At 67.9% G+C, this 21,019-nt stretch carries 18 protein-coding genes and 1 pseudogene; 9 read left to right on the top strand and 10 right to left on the bottom strand.

Going from position 1 to position 21,019, the window contains the following annotated elements:
* Positions 1–8 precede the first annotated feature (8 nt).
* Both HF877_RS12165 and HF877_RS12160 read right to left on the bottom strand, forming a co-directional pair.
* A complete protein-coding gene (locus HF877_RS12165; RefSeq protein ID WP_169621445.1) occupies positions 9–1,943 on the bottom strand; it encodes a VWA domain-containing protein in 1,935 nt (644 codons plus the stop codon).
* The gene (locus HF877_RS12160; protein ID WP_169621444.1) at positions 1,943–3,328 is read right to left on the bottom strand and encodes an ATP-binding protein; all 1,386 of its coding nucleotides are present in this window, start codon (positions 3,326–3,328) and stop codon (positions 1,943–1,945) included. Before HF877_RS12160 ends, HF877_RS12165 begins: the two co-directional genes overlap by 1 nt.
* A 248-nt stretch (positions 3,329–3,576) precedes the next feature.
* Between HF877_RS12160 and HF877_RS21630 the strand changes: the two genes are divergently transcribed.
* From HF877_RS21630 to HF877_RS12140, 5 genes are all read left to right on the top strand, one after another.
* Complete coding sequence (locus HF877_RS21630) at positions 3,577–3,858, top strand: hypothetical protein (protein WP_346765132.1); 282 nt, start codon at positions 3,577–3,579, stop codon at positions 3,856–3,858.
* Positions 3,855–4,301 carry a GAF and ANTAR domain-containing protein gene (locus tag HF877_RS21625; RefSeq protein WP_346765131.1) on the top strand — a complete coding sequence of 149 codons (447 nt, stop codon included), beginning with the start codon at positions 3,855–3,857 and terminating at the stop codon, positions 4,299–4,301. Before HF877_RS21630 ends, HF877_RS21625 begins: the two co-directional genes overlap by 4 nt.
* The gene (locus HF877_RS12150) at positions 4,285–4,671 is read left to right on the top strand and encodes a hypothetical protein (RefSeq protein WP_296549573.1); all 387 of its coding nucleotides are present in this window, start codon (positions 4,285–4,287) and stop codon (positions 4,669–4,671) included. Before HF877_RS21625 ends, HF877_RS12150 begins: the two co-directional genes overlap by 17 nt.
* Positions 4,672–4,772: 101 nt before the next feature.
* The gene (locus HF877_RS12145; protein ID WP_169621442.1) at positions 4,773–5,735 is read left to right on the top strand and encodes an alpha/beta fold hydrolase; all 963 of its coding nucleotides are present in this window, start codon (positions 4,773–4,775) and stop codon (positions 5,733–5,735) included.
* Positions 5,736–6,015: 280 nt separating this feature from the next.
* On the top strand, positions 6,016–6,255 hold the full coding sequence (locus tag HF877_RS12140; protein ID WP_169621441.1) for a hypothetical protein: 240 nt from the start codon (positions 6,016–6,018) through the stop codon (positions 6,253–6,255).
* A 42-nt stretch (positions 6,256–6,297) separates the two neighbouring features.
* On the opposite strand, the gene purH is transcribed toward HF877_RS12140, so the two are convergent.
* From purH to HF877_RS12120, 4 genes are read right to left on the bottom strand one after another with little or no spacing between them, the layout of a single operon-like run.
* Positions 6,298–7,857 (bottom strand): bifunctional phosphoribosylaminoimidazolecarboxamide formyltransferase/IMP cyclohydrolase, encoded by a 1,560-nt coding sequence (purH, locus tag HF877_RS12135; RefSeq protein ID WP_169621440.1) that lies wholly within the window; start codon positions 7,855–7,857, stop codon positions 6,298–6,300.
* Positions 7,844–8,491: a phosphoribosylglycinamide formyltransferase gene (gene purN / locus HF877_RS12130; RefSeq protein WP_206037059.1), complete on the bottom strand. Its 648-nt coding sequence runs from the start codon at positions 8,489–8,491 to the stop codon at positions 7,844–7,846. The genes purH and purN overlap by 14 nt, the downstream gene beginning before the upstream one ends.
* Positions 8,492–8,545: 54 nt before the next feature.
* A complete protein-coding gene (locus tag HF877_RS12125) occupies positions 8,546–10,075 on the bottom strand; it encodes a DUF6350 family protein (RefSeq protein WP_169621438.1) in 1,530 nt (509 codons plus the stop codon).
* A gap of 49 nt (positions 10,076–10,124) precedes the next feature.
* The gene (locus HF877_RS12120; RefSeq protein WP_169621437.1) at positions 10,125–11,387 is read right to left on the bottom strand and encodes a DUF5336 domain-containing protein; all 1,263 of its coding nucleotides are present in this window, start codon (positions 11,385–11,387) and stop codon (positions 10,125–10,127) included.
* A 76-nt stretch (positions 11,388–11,463) separates the two neighbouring features.
* Between HF877_RS12120 and HF877_RS12115 the strand changes: the two genes are divergently transcribed.
* Positions 11,464–12,087, top strand: a complete 624-nt coding sequence (locus HF877_RS12115) for a YigZ family protein (protein WP_169621436.1) — start codon at positions 11,464–11,466, stop codon at positions 12,085–12,087.
* 104 nt (positions 12,088–12,191) lie between these two features.
* On the opposite strand, the gene sucD is transcribed toward HF877_RS12115, so the two are convergent.
* Together sucD and sucC are read right to left on the bottom strand one after the other, a co-directional pair.
* Positions 12,192–13,094 carry a succinate--CoA ligase subunit alpha gene (gene sucD, locus HF877_RS12110; RefSeq protein WP_169621435.1) on the bottom strand — a complete coding sequence of 301 codons (903 nt, stop codon included), beginning with the start codon at positions 13,092–13,094 and terminating at the stop codon, positions 12,192–12,194.
* A gap of 16 nt (positions 13,095–13,110) precedes the next feature.
* Entirely contained in the window at positions 13,111–14,280 is a 1,170-nt protein-coding gene (gene sucC, locus HF877_RS12105) for an ADP-forming succinate--CoA ligase subunit beta (RefSeq protein WP_169621434.1), read from the bottom strand.
* A gap of 465 nt (positions 14,281–14,745) precedes the next feature.
* Between sucC and HF877_RS12100 the strand changes: the two genes are divergently transcribed.
* On the top strand, positions 14,746–15,708 hold the full coding sequence (locus HF877_RS12100) for a M23 family metallopeptidase (protein ID WP_169621433.1): 963 nt from the start codon (positions 14,746–14,748) through the stop codon (positions 15,706–15,708).
* Positions 15,709–15,789: 81 nt separating this feature from the next.
* Here HF877_RS12100 and pcrA read toward each other — a convergent pair whose 3' ends face one another.
* On the bottom strand, positions 15,790–18,153 hold the full coding sequence (gene pcrA / locus HF877_RS12095) for a DNA helicase PcrA (protein WP_169621432.1): 2,364 nt from the start codon (positions 18,151–18,153) through the stop codon (positions 15,790–15,792).
* Between the two features lie 134 nt (positions 18,154–18,287).
* Here pcrA and HF877_RS12090 point away from each other — a divergent pair, with 134 nt between their 5' ends.
* The gene (locus HF877_RS12090; protein ID WP_169621431.1) at positions 18,288–18,590 is read left to right on the top strand and encodes a chorismate mutase; all 303 of its coding nucleotides are present in this window, start codon (positions 18,288–18,290) and stop codon (positions 18,588–18,590) included.
* Positions 18,591–18,670: 80 nt separating this feature from the next.
* On the opposite strand, the gene HF877_RS12085 is transcribed toward HF877_RS12090, so the two are convergent.
* Complete coding sequence (locus tag HF877_RS12085) at positions 18,671–20,122, bottom strand: NAD-dependent succinate-semialdehyde dehydrogenase (RefSeq protein ID WP_169621430.1); 1,452 nt, start codon at positions 20,120–20,122, stop codon at positions 18,671–18,673.
* A gap of 78 nt (positions 20,123–20,200) precedes the next feature.
* Here HF877_RS12085 and HF877_RS12080 point away from each other — a divergent pair.
* Positions 20,201–21,019 (top strand): annotated as a pseudogene (locus HF877_RS12080) (glucose-6-phosphate isomerase); the annotation flags it as partial.

Raw genomic sequence — 21,019 nt, 5'->3', positions numbered from 1 at the left:
TGCCCACGTCAGCGGCGGCGCATCCGCACGTAGTCGCCCACCACCGCGGCGCCGAGGCCGTCGAGGTCGGGTGCCACGACCCGTCCCCCCACCCGGCGGGCCATCCGGTCGACGATCCGGGCCAGCCCGGGATCGTCGCCGAGCCGGAAGATCGTCACCTGGGCGCCGATCTTGCCGAGATGGTCGAGTTCGCGCACGGTCAGGCCCAGAGTCCTGGCGCTCGGCGGATAATCGAACGCCGCGTACCCCTCGGGTTCGAGGTGGGCGGTGGGCTCGCCGTCGGTCACGACCAGCACGACGGGCTGCGCGTTCGGATGACGACGCAGGTGCCGGCCCGCGAGCATCAGCGCGTGATGAAGATTGGTCCCCTGCTCGTACACACCGTCGAGGCCCGCCAGTTCCGGTGCGGTGACCACGCGCGCGTGCCGCCCGAACGCGATCAACTGCAGCGCGTCGCCCCGGAACCGTGTGGACACCAGGTGGTTCAGTGCCAGAGCGGTGCGCTTCATCGGCACCCAGCGGCCGTCCATGACCATCGAGAACGACGTGTCCACGAGCAATGCGACCGCCGCCTGAGCTCGCTGCTCGGTATCGACCACCTCGACATCGCTCACCGACATCCGGACCGGCACGCCGGGGCTGCGCAGCGTCGCGTTGGTGAGGGTGCGCACGACGTCCCACGGCTCGGTGTCGCCGAACTCCCAGGCCTTCGTCGCACCGGTGGGCTCCCCCATCGCCCCGGCGCGGCGCGATTCACGCTGACCCGTGCGGGACGATATCCGGTTCATCACGTCCCGCAGCGCGGTCTGCCCGAGCTGACGCATCGCCTTGGGCGAGAGCCGCCACTTGCCGTCCGCGCCGCGGTCGAAGAATCCCTCTTTCTGCAGTTCCTTCTCGAGATCGGCGAGTGTGCGAGCGTCGGCCACGGCCTGCGGACCGAGGTGGCGCTCGAGTTCGTCGAGATCGATGTCGTCGAGAGAAGCCCCGGCGTACTGCTGGGACAACTGCTCCGCGAGCCGGTCGAGTTCCGCGATCTCCTGGAGCGCCGAGGTCGCCTCACCGAGTCCCATCCCCTCGTCACCCCGGGTACGTTCGGATCCCGCCCAGTCCTCACCGGGCCGCGCGGCACGGAGATGTCCGTCGAGCCGGTCGAGCTGATTCGTCAACGACGGCGACCCGAACGCCTGCTGCGCGAGTGCGTCGAGTTCCTCCCGCTGTTCCGGCGTCAGCGAGTTCCGTAGCCGCTGCGCGGCGGCTGCCCGCTGCGCGAGCGAATCGAGCAGTTCCTCCACGTTCTGGGGATCGTCGGGAAAGAACTCGCCGTGCTCGGCCATGAACTGTTCGAAATCCTCGGGTGTGTCCTCCCCGCGCGCATGCTTGTCGAGGAGGTTGTTGAGGTCCTCGAGCATCTCGGAAATGCGCTGCCGGTCTTCCTCGGTGGCACCTTCCAGTGCCTGCTTCATTCCGGCGAACCGCTGGTCGAGCATTTCCCGGCCCAGCAGATCCCGGATCTTCTCGTAGTCCTGCCGCGCCTTGTCGCTGCGCCAGTCGTAGTCGGCGAGTTCCTGAACGGCCTGCGCTGTCGACGCCGGCAGTTCCTCGATCCGCATCTCGGCGAACCGGGCGTCGTCGTCGAGGGCGCGCGCGAGTTCCTTCCGTTCCTCGAGCACCGCCCGGTCGAGGAGTTCGCGCACCTCTCTCAGAGTGCCGTCGAGATCGGTGCGGTCGAGCAGTTCCCTCTTGCGCCGGTTGGCCTGCGCGGCAATCTTGTCGAGTCCGCGCATGCTGCTGCTGCCGCGCCGCAGCAGTTCGCGCAGGGCGCGTTGTGGCGACGCCCCGCCGAGGACGTCGTCGCCGATCGCGGAGAGCGCGTCGCGCAGATCCACGGGTGGCGCGAGCGGGTCGCCCCCGTGGTACGGGCCGTACCTCGCGGAACGGTCCATCAGGAGTACACCGCCGCGCCGCGCGGGCCGGCGTCCTTTGCGATGCGCCGCGCCAGATACAGGCCCTCGAGTGCGAGTTCGATTGCGGCGGCGCGAGAGCCGCTGTCGGAAGCGCCGAGTCGTTCGGCGACCGTGTCGAGGACCGGCAGTTCGGGCAGCGCGTCGAGCAACGATTTCGCAGTGACGCGTTCGCCGGTGATCACCGGCTCACCCTGCTCGACCGCGGCGACGAGTGGGGCGAGATCGATCCCGGCCAGCCGCGTGCGCGCCGTGTCCGCGGTCGCACGACGCAGCAGGTGGTCGAGGATCTCGAATTCCCGTCCTTCCTCCCCTGATTCGAACTCCACCTTTCCGCGTAGTACCTCGACGACGGTGGCCAGGTCGACGGGCCGCGCCACGGGGTCGTCCTCACCGAGCACCGCGCCGCGGTGCACGGCAGCGGCCGCGACGGTTTCGGCGCCGGCCACGGCGAAGCGCGCGGAGACACCGGAGCGCTGGTCGACCGACGTCGACTCGCGCAGCAACCGCGTGAAGCGCGCGAGAATCTCGACGAGGAAATCGGGAACGCGGGCCTGCAGGTCGGCTTCCTGCTCGATCACCGCGACCTCGTCGTCGAGTTCCATGGGGTAATGGGTGCGGATCTCGGCACCGAACCGGTCCTTGAGCGGGGTGATGATCCGTCCGCGGTTGGTGTAGTCCTCCGGGTTCGCGCTCGCGACGAGCAGTACGTCCAGCGGGAGCCGGAGTGTGTAGCCGCGCACCTGGATGTCGCGCTCCTCCATGACGTTGAGCAACGACACCTGGATGCGCTCGGCGAGATCGGGAAGCTCGTTGATCGCGACGATTCCGCGGTGGGCGCGTGGGACCAGCCCGAAGTGGATCGTTTCGGGATCACCGAGGCTGCGTCCTTCCGCCACCTTCACCGGGTCCACGTCCCCGACGAGGTCGGCGACGGAGGTATCGGGAGTTGCCAGCTTCTCGGCGTAGCGCTCGCTGCGGTGTCGCCACGCGACCGGCAGATCGTCGCCGAGTTCGCCCGCGCGGCGGATCGAGACGGGCGTAATGGGTTCGTAGGGGTGCTCACCGAGTTCGGATCCCGCGATCACAGGGGTCCACTCGTCGAGCAGCAACGCGAGGGTACGCAGCAGGCGCGTCTTGCCCTGGCCTCGTTCGCCGAGAAGGACGACATCGTGACCGGCGAGCAGTGCCCGCTCGAGTTGGGGGACCACGGTCTCGTCGAATCCGACGATGCCGGGCCAGGGATCGGTGCCGTCGCGCAGCGCGGCGACGAGGTTCTGCCTCATCTCGTCCTTGACGGGACGATGTACGTGGCCGGAGGCGCGCAGCTCTCCGAGGGTGGACGGGCGCGGTGTGGGAGACGTCACCTCATCCAAGGTACGACCGTGCGGCGGTTTCGGCACCTGCAAGCCGAGGAACCTCTTCTTCCCGGACGACCTGGGCCGCCGGATCCGGTGGATCGTCGAGAAACCTGCCCGCTGTGCGTCGTCAGTAGGGGGATTCGCCTGCGGTGGCCGCGGTCTAGGCTGGCGGAAAGGCATCGCCACCGGGCCAGGCCGGACACCTCGGTTCGTCTCCGCGATGATGGGTAGTCCCACAGACGAAAGGGGGCCGCGTGGATGCGTTTCCGGACTCGACACCGGACGAGCTGACGGCTGTGGACGCCCGGATGTCCGGAGTGCTGTTGTCCGAACAGACCGTCGCCACAGCACTGCAATTGATCACCTCCCTGGCCGTGGACACCCTGCCCGGATCGATCGGATCCGGGGTCAGTGTCCGCGGTATCAACGGGGACGAGGTCACCTCCGCCGCGACCGATCGGATGGTCGAACGCGCCGACGCGTTGCAATACGAACTCGGCCAGGACCGTGCCTCACCGCATGGCACGACGGGGTGATCGTGCGCGTCGACGACGTCGGCACCGATCCCCGGTGGCCGCTGTGGTCGGCACGGGTGGACTCGACCGGTATCCGGTCGGTGCTCAGCGCGCCGCTGGTCACCGCGGACCGGTCGTGGGGGGCGATCAAGGTGTATTCCGACCGCGCCGGGGCCTACGACGAGACCGAGGTCGGCCTGCTGCGGCGGTTCGCGGCCCAGGCCGCCATTCTGGTCGCCAACGTGCACACCTTCCGCAGTGCCGAACGGCTCAGCGACAACCTCAAGCGCGCGCTGCACACCCGGGATCTGATCGCCACGGCCAAGGGCATCGTGATGCTGCGCGAACAACTGGACCCCGATCAGGCCATGCGGTGGCTGATCGAGCAGTCCAGCCTGTCGGGAACCACCCTGGCAACCCTGGCAGAGACGCTCGTCGAGGGGGCCGGTGACGAAGCGGGGTGAGCAGGTGATGCGTCTGTTTCCGTCCGGCGAGGCCCATCGCCGGTTCCTCGAGGCGCTCGCCGCGACCGGGCTGAGTCTCGACGAGTTGTGGTTGCGCTACTTCGCGCTCGGCGGGGATGCGGGCAAGGTCGAGATCGAGGCGTACCTCGACGGAATGGTGCCGTTGTCGGTTCTGCAGCACGACCTTCTCGCGCATGCCGTCAACGAGCGTCTCGCGGAGATCGCTCCACCGCGCGCGCCCTACGCGGAGGAACTGCCCGCCCCGGAGTCCGCGGACAACGACACCGAATCCGGCCGTATCGACGGCACGGCGGCCGGTGCCGAGGACGGTGACAGCAGGGGGCCGGACGTCGACGACGACGCACCCTGACGCCGCCGGGGCGAGACCTCCGTTCGGCGGCACTCCGCAGGTACGCACCCATGAGGTGCCTGAATACGGAACGTCGGGGGCTCTTCTGATAGACACGGTGTATGTCGGACACCGAGATCACCTTTTCCAGCGGCGACGTGACCCTGCACGGCAGCGTCCGGGTACCCGTGTCGATGAGGAGGGGTGTGGTGCCCGGAGTGCTCCTGCTCGCCGGCAGCGGTCCCACCGACCGCAACGGTGACAGCGCCCTGCTTCCGGGGCCGATCGGCACGCTGCGCCACCTCGCCGACGTCCTCGAACGGCACGGCTTCGCCAGCCTGCGCTACGACAAGCTCGGCAGCGGTGTGACCGGCCTCGGACCGTACGACGTCGAGGACGTCGCCGATCTCGGGTTCTCCACGTTCATCGACGCCGCGTCCGCAGGTCTCGATTTCCTCGCAGGCCGGCGCGGTGTCGACGCGAACCGTCTCTACGTCGTCGGACACAGCGAAGGTGCGCTGATCGCCCTGGCGCTGGCGCAGGACAACCCGCGGATCAGGGGTATCGGTTTGGTCGAACCCCTCGCGGTACGCCTCCTCGACCTGCTGACCGCCCAGATCGACGCCCAGCTCGACGCGGTGGTGGTCGCCCAGAAGCTTCCCGTGCAGATTGCCGACGAACTCCGGCTGGCGCTGACCGGAGCGGTCGAATCGCTGCGGGCCGACGGAACCCTCAGCGACAACCTGCCCGAACCCCTCCGCAACGCCGGTCTCGTTCCCGCGAACGCCAAGGCTCTCGCGGAGGAGGACGCGCTCGATCCTCGGATGCTCGCCGCCCAGGTCGACGGCGACCTGCCGGTGCTCTCGAGCGCATCGACCAAGGACATCCAGGTGCGTATCGAGGACGTGGACGCTCTCGACGACGCGCTCGTCCACACCCGCCTGACATCGCTGCGCATGACCCGCACCAACCACGTCCTCAAGGACATCGGCGACCAGCAGTCCACGGGCGCCGACTACATCGCCGACCTGCCCTTCTCGGAGGAGTTCACGTCCGGTTTCGAGGCGTGGCTGAAGAGTCTGTGACCGGGTCCGCGAAATAACAAATGTCGCTTTCCCGTTATTGGTGTATGGTTTCCCGTTAACCCGCTGGTACGCCCGAGAAAGGTACGGTTCGATGCGATTCAAGCACATGCACGTCATCGGCTGCTCCGTACCTTTTGCGCACCTTCATTCCCACTTCGCCGCAAGGCCACCCCGAGAATAGAAGTCACACGACGACTCACTTCTCGGGCACCCGGGCACATCGCCCCGGGTGCCCTTTCTTATCCCCACAGCTTCATTCCCCGACAGGAGAAACAACATCATGAAACTTCGCATCGAACCCGGCGGGTCCGTTCCGTCGGACCTCCCCGGCGACCTGACCGGTCACGCCATCACGATCGATCTCAGCCGCGTCGGCGGCACCGAAAGCGGCGCCGCCGCAGCAGATCTGATCCGTGAACTGCTCGACCGGGGTGCCGCACGCCTCGTCATCTCCGAGGGGCGCGGGCCGCGCGGAACCGAGTCCGCACACGACGACGCCGCCCACTCGCACGCTGCCTGACCTGCAGGCACGTGCGCCGTGGACGGCGCCGTCCGGTATCTGTCAGTGGGCGAAGTGGCGGGCACCCGTCAGGTACAGGGTGATCCCGGCTTCACGCGCTGCCTCGATGACCTCGTTGTCGCGCACCGATCCGCCGGGCTGAACGACGGCCTTCACTCCGGCCTCGGTGAGCACCTGGAGACCGTCCGCGAACGGGAAGAACGCGTCCGAGGCGGCGACGGAACCGACGACCCGGTCGCCCGCGCGTGCCACGGCAAGACGCGACGAATCGACGCGGTTGACCTGCCCCATGCCGACTCCGACGGTCGCGCCACCCGAGACCAGGAGAATCGCATTGGACTTGACGGCGCGCACCGTCCGCCACGCGAACTCGAGATCGCGCAGCGTGGCTTCGTCGGCGGCCTCGCCGCACGCGAGCTGCCAGTTGGCCGGTGCATCGCCCTCGGCATCGAGCGCGTCGCGTTCCTGAAGCAGGAGCCCGCCGGAAATCTGGCGCATCTCGATCTGCGAGGACGACGGCGAGTCGGCCCGCAGGATGCGGATGTTCTTCTTGCGGGAGAGCACCTCTACCGCGCCGTCCGCATACGACGGCGCGATGACGACCTCGGTGAAGATCTCGGCGACCTGCTCGGCCATCTTCACGCTCACCTCACGGTTCGCGGCGATCACACCACCGAATGCCGACACCGGGTCGCATTCGTGGGCATTGCGGTGAGCGGTGGCGATGTCATCGGCGATCGCGATCCCACAGGGGTTGGCGTGCTTGATGATCGCGACGCACGGCTCGCGATGATCGTGCGCGGCGCGCCATGCGGCGTCGGCGTCCTGATAGTTGTTGTAGGACATTTCCTTGCCGTGGAACTGCTCGGCCTGAGCGAGTCCCGGCTCGCCCGACCCGTCCACGTAGAGGGCAGCCGCCTGGTGCGGGTTCTCGCCGTAGCGCAGCACATTCGCACGAGTCCACGTGGCGCCGGTCCAGGCGGGGAACTTCGCATCGTCGTCCGGAGCCGCGTAGCCACTGTTCATCCAGGTCGCCACCGCGACGTCGTAGGCCGCGGTGTGCTGGAACGCTTGCGCGGCAAGGCGCTTGCGCTGCTCGAGGGTGAAACCGCCGGCCGCAACGGATTCGAGGACATCGCCGTACGCGGCGGGATCCACGACCACGGCCACCGACGGGTGGTTCTTCGCAGCGGCGCGCACCATGGACGGTCCGCCGATGTCGATCTGCTCGACGCACTCGTCGGGGCCGGCGCCGGAGGCAACCGTCTCCGTGAACGGGTAGAGGTTGACCACGACCAGTTCGAATGCCTCGATGCCCAGATCGGCGATCTGGTCGAGGTGGTCCTGCTTGCGGGTGTCCGCGAGGATGCCGGCGTGGACACGCGGGTGCAGCGTCTTCACGCGACCCTCGAGGCACTCCGGGAAGCCGGTGAGTTCCTCCACCTTCGTCACGGGCAGGCCCGCTCCGGCGATCGTCGCCGCGGTGGAGCCGGTCGAGACCAGCTCGACCCCCGCGTCGTGGAGTCCTGTCGCCAGTTCGACGAGTCCGCTCTTGTCGTACACGCTGACCAGCGCGCGGCGCACAGTCTTACGTTCGGTCACCGGGGATCACGGCCTTTCGTCCATCGGAAACAACTCCACGGGTCGCGACGGCGGCGACCACCTCTGCCAACAGCCGTCGCTCCACAACTTTGATTCGTTCGTGCAGGCTCGCCACGTCGTCGTCCTCGAGGACGGGCACCGCCTCCTGCGCGAGCACCGGGCCGGTGTCGACTCCGCCGTCGACGAGGTGCACGGTCGAACCGGTGACCTTCACGCCGTACGCGAGCGCATCGGGCACCGCGTGTGCACCGGGGAACGACGGCAGCAATGCCGGGTGGGTATTGATGATGCGTCCACCGAAACGGTCGAGGAACGCCGGTCCCAGGATCTTCATGAATCCGGCGGTGACCACGAGATCGGGCTCGAATTCGGCGACGGCCTCGGTGAGTGCGCGATCCCAGGCAGCCCTGTCCGGATGCTCGCGCAGGGACACCCGGAACACAGGGATACCGGCTGCCGCCGAGTGCTCTTCGGCCGGGCACTCGCGGTCGACACCGACAGCGACGATGCGTGCGGGGTAGTCGTCGTCACGCGCCTGCTCGAGCAGTGATGCCAACAGGCTTCCCGTCCCGGACGCGAGTACGACGAGCCGCGCCGGTGCGGTGGGCGGCAACTGGTCACGCGAGGCAGTCAGGGCACTACTCCTGGAACTCGAGGGGGTCGGCCGACGAACCGGCCGTGTCAAAGCCTAGTCGGCGCCCTTCTTGCCCTTGCCCTTGCCCTCCGTGTCCGACTCCGCCTCCGACTCGGCGTCCGCCACGGCTTCTCGGCTTTCGTCCTCCCCGGACTCGTCCTCCCCGGACTCGTCCTCCGCAGACACGCCCTCCGACGTCTCGTCGGTGCGGGAGTCGGAGTCCGGGTCCGCGTCGTGATCGGAATCCTCGGCCGCGTCGCTGCGCTCCGCTGCCTCGTCATCCTCCCTCAGCTCGTCGTCGATCGGGTCATCGTCCAACTGCTCGTCGTCTGTCTGCTCGTGGTAGTCCTCGCGCAGGACTGCGGCGGCCAGGCGACCCTCGCGCCACATGAGCAACTGGGCGACGATGAGCCCGAGCAGTCCTGCCCACGCGAACAGGAGCACGCCGGCGAGCCACCATCTGGCCCCGACGACCCCGAAGATTCCCAGTGGGCCACCTGCCGCCCAGGTGATGCCTGCGGTGACCAGCCCGGCGAACCCTGCCGCGGCCAGAACCGTCCGAGCAGCGTCGAGGCTTCCCACCGGCGCCCCGTCGGCCTGCGCCTGGAGCGTGCGCTGCGCGGCAAACCGGCCGAGCAGAGCACCGACTGTGGCCGGCACAGCAAGCAGTACCGGCCACAGTGCGTGCGCCGGTCCCGCCGGGATCGCCGCGAGGATCGGGAGAGCAGGCAGATCGCCCCCCGACGCCTCGAACAAGCTCAACCGCACCTGCCCGAACTGTGCGGTGCTCCCGGCCAGCACCGCGGACGCACCGATCACCAGATTCGGCAGGTACAGGATCGACAGGACGGTGAGTCCGAGGACGCCCGTCCAGGTTTCACCGCGTGCCAGCAGGTCGCCCAGTGTGGTCCACGACCACAGCAGTCCCGCGACGACGAGGACGCCGCCGACCGCGAACATGCCGAGCACCGCCCTCGCCGCGGGGCGGACCGACAGCACGAGCCATTCCGGCACCGCGTACCGGAGGACGAGCGGCCGCCACAGACGTGAGCCGATTCCGAGCAACGCGGCGAGCAGGTACAGGCCCGTCACCCACGCCAGAGCCGCAGCGGGGTTCGGCGACGCGACAGGAAGAACACCCGCCGCGTCCTGCATCACGACGAGCGCGACGACCGTGACGGTCAGCGGGCCGGCCAGTGTTGCCGCGGTGATGCGTGCGGCGTCGGGGCCTTCGAGTTGGTACCCGGTGTAGTCCATGACGGCGTCTGCCGCCGAGGCGGCCCCTCGCGCCGACAACCACACCAGGACCGCTGTGGGCAACAGGGGAAGCACACCGAGCGAGGTGCCGTCGATCGTGAGGGTCACCTGGTGCAGCGCGAGCCAGGTACCCGCGATGGCGGCGTAGATCCCCGCCAGGTCGCTGTTCGCGAGCACCATGGTGGTCACCACGATCGTGGCGACCACCGCGAGCGTCACCGCGGGAAGACGTGCCGCGGTACCGACCAGGATTCGGAACCGCTCCGGATCGAGGTGGCCGTCCTCGGGTGGAGTGTGCCGGGTCGACCGGCCGAGCGTGGAAGTCATCGAGTCGAGGGTGTCACCGACGTGTCGCGGAGGGTGTCAGGCGCGCCGATCACCGTTGGTCACCCGGTGAGCGGAACGCCTGGGTGGGGGCGGGCTCGCCGGGAGCGGAACCCTCGTTGTCTTCGGCGCGGTTCACGACGGCGCGCTCGGCATCGGACTCGGGCGCCGACGACGCATCCTCCTGCTCCGGGCGGCCCGGCGACTGCTGCGCGTCCGTGTGCTCCGACTCGGACCGGTCGTACTCGCCGCCGGTGTTCACCCCGGAATGCGACTGGGTGGCCTGGTCGGGCCCGCCGTACTGAGCGGGAGTGAAGCGCTGTGTGCGTTCCTGGTCGGTGCCCCCGTGTTCGCCCGAGTGCTGCTGGCCGAACTGCCCACCGTGCTGCTGTGCGCCCGCAAAAGGCTGGTCGCCCGGCTGCTGTCCGGCGGGGTACTGCGACTCCGGCGACGGCGACGCGGAGGAAGACGACCCACCGGGGTACTGCTGGCTACCGGAGTGCTGGCTACCGGACTGCTCGGACTGCCGGCCGGAGGCGGGCTGGCCCGGGTACTGCTGCGCCCCACCGTACTGCTGGCCCCCGTACTGACCGCCGTACTGCTGGCCCCCGTACTGCTGGGCATCGAACTGCTGACCCGGGAACTGCTGAGCACCGAACTGCTGACCGGGATACTGCTGAGCTCCGGCGGCCTGCCCGCCGTACTGCTGCTGGCCGCCGTACTGGCCGCCGTACTGCTGCTGGCCGGTGTACTGCTGCCCGCCGTACTGCTGGGCACCGAACTGCTGTCCCGGGTACTGCTGGGCACCGAACTGTCCGACACCCTGCTGCGCCGAACCCTGCTGCGGCGAACCCTGCGGATAGCCTTGTGCGCCACCGCTCTGCCGTGCCGAGCGTCCGGGCACCAGAATGCCCAGTCCGAACAGCAGAGTGACGACGGCGAGCGCGGCCTGCACGAAGCCGAAGACGAGGATCGTGACTCCGCCCCAGGCGATTCCCGTGTCTTCCGGCAGATGGAACAACTGGAAGAGCGAGGTCACGAAGCCGACTCCCGACGCGACCACTGCCACTGCCCGCAGGTCCTGGCCGGGCAGCAACGAGAGCGCTGCGCTGACGCCACCGAGCAACAGGAAAGCGAGGGGCACGACGGCGAATCCGAAATCGAACGACGACAGTGCGACGCGGGAACCGAACGTGATGCTCACATACGGCGCGAGACCGAGTAGAAAGTTCACGACACCGAGCGCGGCGACCACAAGTGGCAGCAGCAGCGGCACCACCTTGCTCGGGGTGGATTGCCCTGCGGGGAAATTCATCGGTCCTCCTGCTGTCGGTTCGGCTGTCGTCCGTCTCCTGCGTACCAGCCTAGGCACGACCCGCGAGAATGGGGCCATGCCGCACACTTTTGCCCCGGGCCCGGATGTCGTCGTGGAAACCGAGGTCAAACGTTCGCGATTTCTCGCCGCACTCCGGCGTGTCGAATCACCGGAGTCGGCGCTGGCCTTCGTCGAGGAACAACGGCGACTGTATCCCGATGCACGCCACCACTGCTGGGCGTTCGTCGTCGGCGACGAGCATGCGACGCGGGCCGAGCGGTCGAGCGACGACGGCGAACCGGGCGGAACCGCAGGTATCCCGATGTTGCAGGTCCTGCATCACCGTGACCTCGTGAACGTCGCTGTGGTGGTGACGCGGTGGTTCGGCGGCATCAAGCTGGGTGCGGGCGGACTCGTGCGCGCGTACTCGGGAGCGGTCACGACCGCGCTCGACTCGGCGCGCGTGGTCACGCGGGTCCGCCGGGAGCTGTTCGAACTCGGGGTCGATCATGCCGACGCCGGTCGCGTGGAAGCCGAGCTGAGACAGCGCGGGGTCAGCGTGCTCGGCGTCGCGTACGGCGAGCGTGCGGTGCTGACCGTCGCGACGTCCGACCCGGTCGTTCTCACGGCGACGGTCGCGTCGGTCACGTCCGGGTCGGGTGACCTCACGCCGGTGGGACACCAGTGGATCGACGAGTAGGCACCGAAAGCACACTGCCCCCGAAACACGCCTGCCCCCGAAAACACACTGCCCGTGTGTGTTCCGTCGGGAACACACACGGGCAGAGGTCGAACGGTGCGAAATTACAGCGACTGCAGGATTTCGCGCGCGAGAGCGGCGGTCTCGGACGGCGTCTTGCCGACCTTGACGCCGGCGGCCTCGAGGGCGTCCTTCTTGGCCTGGGCGGTGCCCGAGGAACCGGAGACGATGGCGCCGGCGTGGCCCATGGTCTTGCCCTCGGGTGCGGTGAAGCCCGCGACGTAGCCGACGACCGGCTTGGTCACATTGGCCTTGATGTAATCGGCTGCGCGCTCCTCGGCGTCGCCGCCGATCTCGCCGATCATCACGATGACCTTGGTCTCGGGATCCTTCTCGAACGCAGCGATCGCGTCGATGTGGGTGGTGCCGATGACCGGGTCGCCGCCGATGCCGATGGCGGTCGAGAAACCGTACTCACGGAGTTCGAACATCATCTGGTAGGTCAGGGTGCCCGACTTCGACACCAGACCGACCGGACCCTTGCCGGCGATATTCGCCGGGGTGATGCCGACCAGCGCCTCACCGGGGGTGATGATGCCGGGGCAGTTGGGGCCGATGATCCGGGTCTTCTCGCCCTTGTCGACGTTATAGGCCCACGCGTACGCGGAGTCCTGCACCGGGATGCCCTCGGTGATGACGACCAGCAGCGGGATCTCGGCGTCGATGGCCTCGACGATGGCGTCCTTCGCGAAGGCCGGCGGAACGAACGCGATGGAGACGTCCGCGCCGGTCTCCTTCATGGCCTCGGCGACGGTGCCGTAGACCGGCAGTTCGACGGCGTTGCCGTCCTTGTCGGTGTGCGAGACCGTGGTGCCGGCCTTGCGGGCGTTGACGCCGCCGACAACCTGGGTGCCGGCCTTGAGCATGAGAGCGGTGTGCTTGGTGCCCTCGCCGCCGGTGATGCCCTGGACGATGACCTTGGAATCCTTGGTAAGGAAGATTGCCATTGTTCTGTGTGTCCCTTTACTTCGCTGCGAAGGCGAGCTCGGCAGCCTTGTCGGCAGCCTCGTCCATGGTGGCGACGACCGTGACCAGCGGGTGGTTGGCCTCGGAGAGGATGCGGCGACCCTCCTCGACGTTGTTGCCGTCGAGGCGGACGACCAGCGGCTTGTTGGCCTCGTCGCCCAGCGTCTCGAGCGCGCCGACGATGCCGTTTGCCACGGCGTCACATGCGGTGATGCCACCGAAGACGTTGACGAACACGCTCTTGACCTGCTCGTCGTTGAGGATCACGTCCAGGCCGGCGGCCATGACGGCAGCCGAAGCGCCGCCACCGATATCGAGGAAGTTGGCGGGCTTGACTCCGCCGTGCTTCTCACCTGCGTAGGCAACGACGTCGAGAGTGGACATCACGAGTCCTGCGCCGTTACCGATGATGCCGACCTCGCCGTCGAGCTTGACGTAGTTGAGGTCGTTCTCCTTGGCCTTGAGCTCGAGCGGATCGGTGGCGTCCCGATCCTCGAATGCCTCGTGGCCGGGCTGACGGAACGCGGCGTTCTCGTCCAGCGTCACCTTGCCGTCGAGAGCCAGAATCTGGTCGTCCGGGGTGCGGACGAGCGGGTTCACCTCGACGAGGAGCGCGTCCTCCTTGATGAACACCTCCCACAGCTTCTGGATGGTGTTGGCGGCGGCATCGAGCACCTCTGCGGGCAGCTTGCCGGCCTCGGCGATCTCGCGGGCGAAGGCCAGGTCGACGCCCTTGACCGCGTTCACCGGGATCTTCGCGAGGGCGTCCGGGTTCTCCTCGGCGGTGACCTCGATCTCGACGCCACCCTCCACGGAGCACATCGCCAGGTAGGTGCGGTTGGTGCGGTCGAGCAGGAAGGAGATGTAGTACTCCTCGGCGATGTCACTCGCCTCTGCGACCAGCAGCTTCTTCACGACGTGGCCCTTGATGTCGAGGCCCAGGATGGCCTCGGCGTTGGCCACGGCGGCATCGACGTCGGCGGAGTACTTCACGCCGCCCGCCTTGCCACGGCCGCCGACCTTGACCTGCGCCTTGACCATCACGGGCTTGCCGATTTCCTCGGCGATCTCGCGGGCTCCGGCGACCGTGTCTGTAACACGTCCAGCCGACGTCGGCACGTCATGCTTGGCGAAAAGTTCCTTCGCCTGGTATTCGAAGAGATCCATCTGCTCACCGTCTCGTCTGCGTTCACGCCCGCTCGGGGGTATTGAGCGGGCCGGTTCGGACTCTAGTTACATGGACGCCCTGCGAAACGTCCGCGCTCCGGGCATGTGGCGCATGTCACGGATCCTGGACGCCGAGGGTTAGCTCACGGGTTTCCTCCCGGAATGTGAGAACGCCGCAACCAAGAGGAGCACCATCCCCAGGATGACAGGCGCCGCTCACGCGGCCGCGACCGGCTCCCCCGAGGCCGCCCGGTAGTCGGCCCCCGATTGCTCCGAGGCTCTTTCGCAATGCAAAAGTCATTGGATGTTTCATCCCGTGACATTCGGCCCATTCCCCGCTTTTCCCAGCACATAACTGTGATGCCGCTCACATAAGGGCTTTGGTTTGCGTTATAGGTTGCCCTGCTTGCGATCGTTTCGTTACCGTCGCTCAGGTCAAGTAACGATGAGGTCACGAAACGGAGGATGGCGATGCGCCCAGGCAGCCCGATTGCCGAAAGCCACGCCCGCCGGCCCGAAACGGCACCGGACGACTGGAACGCTTGGACCACAGCGACCATAGATTTCCGCACGACGGGCCTCGCCTCCGAGCCGACCTATTACGTCGACGCTCCCACCTCGGATTCCGCCGAATCTTCCGACACCGTCTCTCCTGTTCGCCGCAGCGGAGCGCACCGGGTGCCCACTCCCCCGACCGCGCTCAAGGGCCGTGCCGCGGTGTTCGCCGTCGCCGCCGGCGCAGTCGTCGCAGCGGGTCAGGCAGCGACCAACGGTGGCCCCGGCCAGAACGCCGACCACAGCCAGGTCGCACTCGCCGCAGACACCAGCGACTCCTCGGTCATCACGGCCACCGCGGTGCCGCAGGCAGCGCAGTTCACTTCCGACAGCACCGGTGCGGCACCCTCGCAGGCGCCCCAGGTGCTCAACATCGCCGACCCCAACGACCTGTCGCAGTTCTCCAACCTCCTCGCCAAGGGCGAACGCTTCAGCGAGGAGCGAGCGGCACGCGAGGCAGCGGCCCGACGGCCCCTGTTCGTCCTTCCCGCTGCGGGCGCGTTCACCTCGAACTTCGGTGCTCGCTGGGGCACTCTCCATGCCGGCATCGACATCGCCGGCCCGATCGGCACCCCGATCCTCGCGGTCGCCGACGGTGAAGTCATCGATTCCGGTCCCGCGTCGGGTTTCGGTATGTGGATCCGGTTGCTCCATGCCGACGGCACGGTCACCGTGTACGGGCACATCGATCAGTCCATGGTCAGCGTGGGACAGCAGGTCCTGGCCGGCGACCAGATCGCCACCATGGGTAACCGCGGATTCTCCACCGGTCCGCACCTCCACTTCGAGGTGCACCTCAACGGCGTCGACAAGATCGACCCGGTGCCGTGGCTCGCCACCCGGGGCATCGCCCCCGGCAGCAACCGCGTCTGACGAACTCCCACATCGCGCGCCCTTCCGCCGCGATACCGGTCGCCTCGCGACAGCCCGCGCGGGCAACCGCGGTGCGGGCGCCTAGAGCTTGATCATCGGCACGCCGCCGACCAGCATCAGCCGGACCTTACCGGCACTTCCGAAGTCGATGACGACCGTCGCGGTGGGCCCACTGCCCTTCGTCTCCAGAACCGTGCCCAGCCCGTACTTGTCGTGGCTGACGCGGTCGCCGACGGCGAGCACGAGGTGATTGTTTCGCCCGCGCGGCGCCCCGAAACTCGGCGAGGACGAACGCTCCTCCCTCGCACCGAACCGCGATCCCGTGCCCGAGCCGATGGCATGTCCGCGCCCCGGCCCCGGATCTGTCCGCTTCCATTCGACGAGGTGCTGCGGAATCTCCTGCAGGAAACGAGATTCCGGATTCGTGACGGGTTGTCCCCACGACGAGCGCAGCACTGCGCGGCTGACGTACAGACGACGGCGCGCTCGCGTGATGCCGACGTAAGCCAGACGCCGCTCTTCGGACAACTCGGCAGGATCACCGAGCGCACGCATGTGCGGGAACTGCCCGTCTTCCCAGCCCGTCACGAACACGACGGGGAACTCGAGTCCCTTGGCGGTGTGCAGCGTCATCAACGTGACGACACCGTCCTGGTTTTCGGGGATCTGGTCGGCGTCGGCGACGAGTGAGACCTTCTCCAGGAACGCCGCCAGCGAACCGGGATCCGGGTCGCCGTCTTCACGTCCCACATCTTCGATACCCGCGGCATTGCGCACGTCGGCGCTGAATTCCCGTGCGACACTGACGAGTTCGTTGAGGTTGTCGAGCCGGGCGCCGTCCTGCGGATCGTCGCTGGCGGCGAGTTCGGAGCTGTACCCGGTGCGTTCGAGAATCGCCTCGACCACGTCGCCGATGTCGACCGTGTCGTTGCCGTCGGCGTCGGAGACCACCAGCATCGCCCGCAGTTCGTCGAGAATCCCCACGAATCCGGCGATCGCCTTCTGCGCACGAGTGTTCAGCAGGGCAACTTTGCCCTCGGCCGCATCCCGCAGCGCCTGACCGAACCCGATGCCGAGACGCTCGGCATGCACCGCCACGCAGGCCTCGGCCCGGTCGCCGATGCCGCGTCGAGGCGTGTTGAGGATCCGGCGCAGGCTCACGGTGTCCTCGGGGTTCTCGAGGACCTTGAGGTACGCGACGATGTCGCGCACTTCCTTGCGCTCGTAGAACCGGACCCCGCCGACGACCTTGTACGGCACGCCGTGACGGATGAACACGTCCTCGAAGGCCCTGGACGCGTTGTTGGTGCGGTAGAACACCGCGATATCGGAGAACTTGATGCCCTCGTCGACGAGACGGTCGATCTCCGCCGCGACGAACCGCGCCTCGTCGTGCTCGTTGTCGGCCACGTACCCGACCACGAGATCGCCCTCACCGGAATCGGTCCACAACCGCTTCTCGCGACGACCGGTGTTGCGGGAGATCACCGCGTTCGCCGCGGACAGGATGTTCTGGGTGGACCGGTAGTTCTGCTCGAGCAGGATCGTGCGCGCCTGGGGATAGTCGCGTTCGAACTCCTCGATGTTGCGGATGGTCGCGCCGCGGAAGGCGTAGATCGACTGGTCGGCGTCGCCGACCACGCACAGTTCGCTCGGCTCGACGGTGGAGTCGTCGTCGGGGTCGCCCACCAGGGTGCGGACCAGCACGTACTGGGCGTGGTTCGTGTCCTGGTACTCGTCGACCAGCACGTGCCGGAAGCGCCGGCGGTAGTACTCGGCGATGTCCGGGTGAGCCTGCAGCAACGCGACGGTCTCGCCGATCAGGTCGTCGAAGTCGAAAGCGTTCGCGGCACGGAGGCGCTGCTGATACAGCGCGTACACCCGCGCGACGATCCGTTCCAGATCGCTGGCGTCGGCACCGACGGCGGCCGCCGCCTCTTCCGGGCCGATCAGCTCGTTCTTCAGATTCGAGATCTGGGTGGAGAGCAGCCGCGGAGAGTACTTCTTGATGTCTAGTTCGAGGTCTTTCGCGATCATCGTCAGCAGCCGGCGCGAATCGTCGGCGTCGTAGATCGTGAAGTTGGAGTTCATGCCGGGCAGGAGACTCGCCTGGGCCCGCAGGATCCGGACGCAACTCGAGTGGAAGGTCGACACCCACATCGACAGGGCACGTGGCCCGACCAGAGCGGCCACGCGCTCGCGCATCTCTGCGGCTGCTTTGTTGGTGAACGTGATGGCGAGCACCTGACCGGGTGCGACGCCTCGCTCGCCCAGCAGGTAGGCGATCCGCCGCGTGAGCACTGCCGTCTTGCCCGAGCCCGCACCCGCCACGATGAGCAGCGGCCCACCTTCGTGCGTGACCGCTTCCCGCTGTTGTGGATTGAGTCCCTCGAGGAGAGCGTCCGAATCGGGGGTCGTGTGGGCGGGAGCAACGGGAGTGTTCATCGTTCTACCAAACTACCGGACGCGTACGACAGCGAATCCCCGACTTGGCCGCGGATTGACACGGTGGCAAACTGGACGTTATGTCATGCGCCCTTCACCGGTCGGACGGCCAGCGCTGACGCGAGGAGATGACATTGAACGCCAACACCGACGCTGCTCTTTCCGGCGAAACCGCCGACGCAGTGCCCACCACCGAGGCCGAGATCGACGAACTCCGCAAGGAGATCGATCGCCTCGACGCCGAGATCCTCGCGGCCGTCAAGCGCCGCACCGAGGTCTCGCGCATCATCGGCCGGACCCGGATGGCGTCCGGCGGCACGAGGCTCGTGCACAGCCGCGAGATGAAGGTGCTCGAGCGTTTCAGCGAACTGGGCCAGGAAGGCCACACCCTCGCGATGCTGCTGCTGCGCCTCGGCCGCGGTCGCCTCGGCCACTAGCCCACGGCCAGTGCCGGCCTGAATACTGCGCCGGCCTGAACACTGCCGGTCCGTGGGCGTAGCGGCCGGGCTCCCTCCCGTTACCGGAGCGCGATGTATTTCGTCTCGAGGTATTCCTCGATACCTTCGGTCCCGCCTTCGCGGCCGATGCCGGACGCCTTGATCCCGCCGAACGGTGCGGCGACATCCGACACCACTCCCCGGTTGACGCCGACGATGCCCGATTCCAGTGCATCCGACACCCGGAGCGCCCGATCCAGATCGTGCGTGAAGATGTACGCCGCCAGCCCGTACTCGGTGTCGTTGGCTGCGGCGACGGCCTCGTCCTCCGTGTCGAAACCGGTGACGGCGGCGACCGGCCCGAAGACCTCTTCCCGCAGGATGCGAGCAGTACGCGGCACGTCGTCGAGCACCGTGGCCGGATAGAACCAGCCCGGGCCCTCCGGGGTCTCGCCGCCGAGTCGCACCGTCGCGCCTCCCGCAACCGCGTCTTCGACCAGTTCGATCACCGTCTTCTTCTGGTTCTCGTTGATCAGCGGCCCGAGGGTCGTGTCGGGATCGGTCCCCGGCCCTTGCTTGTACGACGCCATGCGTTCGGTGAGCTTGGTGACGAATTCCTCCCGGACGGAGTTCGCGACGTGGAACCTGTTCGCGGCCGTGCACGCCTCACCGCCGTTCCGCAGTTTGGCCGCAACCGCACCCTCGACCGCTTCATCGAGGTCGGCGTCGTCGAACACGACGAACGGTGCGTTTCCGCCGAGTTCCAGGGAGGTGCGCAGGAGCGACCGGCCGGCGGTCTGCGCGAGCGACCGTCCTACCGCCGTCGATCCGGTGAAGGTGAGTTTGCGCAGCCGCGGATCCTCGAGCAGGGGGCCGGTCACATCCCCGGCGTGGGACGTCGGCAGCACCGACAACACGCCTGCGGGCAGACCGGCTTCGGCGAAGAACTGGGCAAGCATCAGCAGGGTCAGCGGCGTCTCCGACGCAGGCTTGACGAGCATCGTGCACCCCGCGGCCAGAGCGGGGGCGATCTTGCGGGTACCCATCGCGAGAGGGAAGTTCCACGGCGTGATCGCAAGGCACGGGCCGACCGGTTGCTTCGTGACGAGAATGCGGCCGTTGCCCGCCGGGGCGGGGGTGTAGCGGCCGGCGATCCGCACTGCTTCCTCGGAGAACCATCGCAGGAACTCGGTGCCGTACGCGACTTCGGACCGGCTCTCGGGCAATGCTTTACCCATTTCGAGGGTCATGAGCAGCGCGACGTCGTCGGCGCGTTCGCTGATCTTCGCCCACACCGCGCGAAGAAGTTCTGCTCGCTCACGCGGAGGCGTCGCGGCCCAGTCGCGGCCTGCGGTCACCGCAGCATCCAGGGCGCGCATGGCGTCGTCGGGAGTGGCGTCGGCCACCTCGGCCAGAACGTCACCCGTGGCGGGGTTGTGGACGGGAAAGGTCGCTCGATTTCCGGCAGGCACCCACTCGCCACCGAGAAAGAGGTCGGTGGGCACGGACCGGATCAGTTCTGATGTGTCCATGAACCCCATCATGCGCGTCCCGCGCCGCGGAGGGTGCAAACCCGGCGGTTCAGGGAGGTGGACACTACTGTCGATCGCATGAGCGACGTGACCCGATCCACCCCGTGGCAGAAGTTGGTCGATCATCGCGCGGAGGTCGAGGGGATGCATCTGCGGGAGATGTTTGCCGCCGATCCCGGCCGCGCCGACGCGATGACCGCTGCCGCCGGGGATCTGGTGGTCGACTACAGCAAACACCGGGTCACCGCCCGCACCATGGAGTTGCTGCTCGATCTGGCCCGGGCGGTCGGGCTCGAGGCGGCCCGCGAGGCGATGTTCACCGGCGAGCACGTCAATGTCACCGAGGACCGGGCGGTGCTGCACACCGCGTTGCGGTTGCCGCGGTCGGCGCGGTTGGTCGTGGACGGGCGTGAGGTCGTCGCCGATGTCCACGAGGTGCTCGACGCGATGGGGGAGTTCACCGATCGGGTGCGTGACGGCCGGTGGCGGGGGGCGACCGGGGAGAAGATCACCACGGTGGTCAACATCGGGATCGGGGGGTCGGATCTGGGGCCGGTGATGGTGACGCGGGCGTTGCGGCACTATCACGACGGTCCGCAGGTGCGGTTCGTGTCGAATGTGGATCCGGCGGATCTGACCGGGGTGCTGGCGGGGCTGGATCCGGCATCGACGTTGTTCGTGGTGGCGTCGAAGACGTTCTCCACGCTCGAGACGTTGTGCAATGCGACGGCGGCGCGGCGGTGGGTGGTGGCGGCGCTCGGTGAGGAGGCGGTGGCGGCGCATTTCGTGGCGGTGTCGACGCATGCGGAGCGGGTGGCGCAGTTCGGGATCGATCCGGTGAACATGTTCGGGTTCTGGGAGTGGGTGGGGGGCCGGTATTCGGTGGATTCGGCGATC

The sequence above is a fragment of the Rhodococcus sp. BL-253-APC-6A1W genome, assembly GCF_012843405.1.
Lineage (GTDB): Bacteria > Actinomycetota > Actinomycetes > Mycobacteriales > Mycobacteriaceae > Rhodococcus.
Note: the sequence above shows the minus strand (reverse complement) of the source record. Positions and strands in the feature narration are given on the sequence as shown.

What these genes read in the sequence shown, in the direction of transcription:
- HF877_RS12165 (WP_169621445.1), bottom strand. Translation starts at nt 1,943, where the DNA reads ATGGACCGTTCCGCGAGGTACGGCCCGTACCACGGGGGCGACCCGCTC.
- HF877_RS12145 (WP_169621442.1), top strand. Translation starts at nt 4,773, where the DNA reads ATGTCGGACACCGAGATCACCTTTTCCAGCGGCGACGTGACCCTGCAC.
- HF877_RS12140 (WP_169621441.1), top strand. Translation starts at nt 6,016, where the DNA reads ATGAAACTTCGCATCGAACCCGGCGGGTCCGTTCCGTCGGACCTCCCC.
- HF877_RS12125 (WP_169621438.1), bottom strand. Translation starts at nt 10,075, where the DNA reads ATGACTTCCACGCTCGGCCGGTCGACCCGGCACACTCCACCCGAGGAC.
- HF877_RS12120 (WP_169621437.1), bottom strand. Translation starts at nt 11,387, where the DNA reads ATGAATTTCCCCGCAGGGCAATCCACCCCGAGCAAGGTGGTGCCGCTG.
- HF877_RS12115 (WP_169621436.1), top strand. Translation starts at nt 11,464, where the DNA reads ATGCCGCACACTTTTGCCCCGGGCCCGGATGTCGTCGTGGAAACCGAG.
- sucD (WP_169621435.1), bottom strand. Translation starts at nt 13,094, where the DNA reads ATGGCAATCTTCCTTACCAAGGATTCCAAGGTCATCGTCCAGGGCATC.
- sucC (WP_169621434.1), bottom strand. Translation starts at nt 14,280, where the DNA reads ATGGATCTCTTCGAATACCAGGCGAAGGAACTTTTCGCCAAGCATGAC.
- HF877_RS12100 (WP_169621433.1), top strand. Translation starts at nt 14,746, where the DNA reads ATGGCGATGCGCCCAGGCAGCCCGATTGCCGAAAGCCACGCCCGCCGG.
- pcrA (WP_169621432.1), bottom strand. Translation starts at nt 18,153, where the DNA reads ATGAACACTCCCGTTGCTCCCGCCCACACGACCCCCGATTCGGACGCT.
- HF877_RS12085 (WP_169621430.1), bottom strand. Translation starts at nt 20,122, where the DNA reads ATGGACACATCAGAACTGATCCGGTCCGTGCCCACCGACCTCTTTCTC.